Consider the following 1,101-nt stretch of genomic DNA (forward strand, 5'->3'; position numbering starts at 1 on the left):
GGGGTGGGGTCGCCCGCGCCGGTGGTGGCGCACGGCTCGCCGTTGAGGGTGAACGCGCGGGGCGGTGTGTCGGCGCCGGTCAGGGAGGCGAGGAAGCCGAGGGTGACGCTCGCGCCGTGGGCGAGCGAACCGTTCCAGCTCTCGTTGGCGGCGGTGACGGAGCTGCCGGACTGGGACCACTTGGCGTTCCAGCCCTGGGTCACCTTCTGGCTGCTGGTGAACGCGAAGCCGAGGCTCCAGCCGGACAGCGCGGAGGCGTTGTTGGTGATCGTGACGGAACCCTGGAAGCCGCCGCCCCACTCGTTGGTGACGGCGTACGCCACCGAACAGGACGGCTCGGCTCCGGAGGCCGTGACGTGCGGGACGACGACGGCGCTCGCGAGCACGAGCGCCGCCGCGGTGAGGGGTAATGCCAAGCGCGGGGGGTGTCGCATGAGCGGATCCTTCACGGCCGGGACGTCGGCAGATGCCCGGCGTCCGACGGATGGAAGCGCTCCCACTGGTGGGGCATCACGGTAGGGGCTCGGGTGGCGCATGGCAAGGGAGGAGGACGCGATACGTCGTGGCCGGCTTCCCGGGTGCCTACCGCTGGGCCGGACGGGCCTTCCTGCGAAGGGCCTCGGGGTCCAGGTGGGGCCAACTGCCCTAGAACAGCGAATGAGTTGGCCTCCGATGACGTCTTATGACTTCGACTCCTCAAGCATCTTGACCGCGGGCCTGTCCAACTCCATGCTGGGAGCGCTCCCACTGGTTCAAGACTTGTGTGCAAGCTCCTGTGCCACCCGGTAAGCGCTACCTACTGCGGCTAGCGCGGAAAGATCTCTCGGTCGCTACGTCGCTACGTCGCTACGTCGCTACGTCGCCGGTCGCTCGTACCTGCGGCCGTACTGGCCGCTGCCGCAGGGGCGCCGACGCCAGCGCCCGCGTTCGCGGCGCCTGCCCGCGCGGCCGGGCGCTCGGCGCCGCAGGCGACGACGCCTCGCACTCGCTGATACCACGCCCGTGGGCGGTCACGGGATCGGCCGCGTCACGCCGGACGGGCAGGTCGACCCGGCCTGGGCCCAGGTGCCCCCACCCAACGGGATCGCACCTCCGGGAAAC

At 70.9% G+C, this 1,101-nt stretch carries 1 protein-coding gene; it reads right to left on the reverse strand.

Annotated features, from left to right (window positions below; genetic code table 11):
- Positions 1-434, reverse strand: a 434-nt coding sequence (locus tag ACJA3G_RS37440; RefSeq protein WP_406557462.1) for a cellulose-binding domain-containing protein, incomplete at its 3' end; no start/stop codon positions are given.
- Positions 435-1,101: the final 667 nt, after the last annotated feature.

This window comes from Streptomyces sp. YS-3 (assembly GCF_045257485.1).
Lineage (GTDB): Bacteria > Actinomycetota > Actinomycetes > Streptomycetales > Streptomycetaceae > Streptomyces.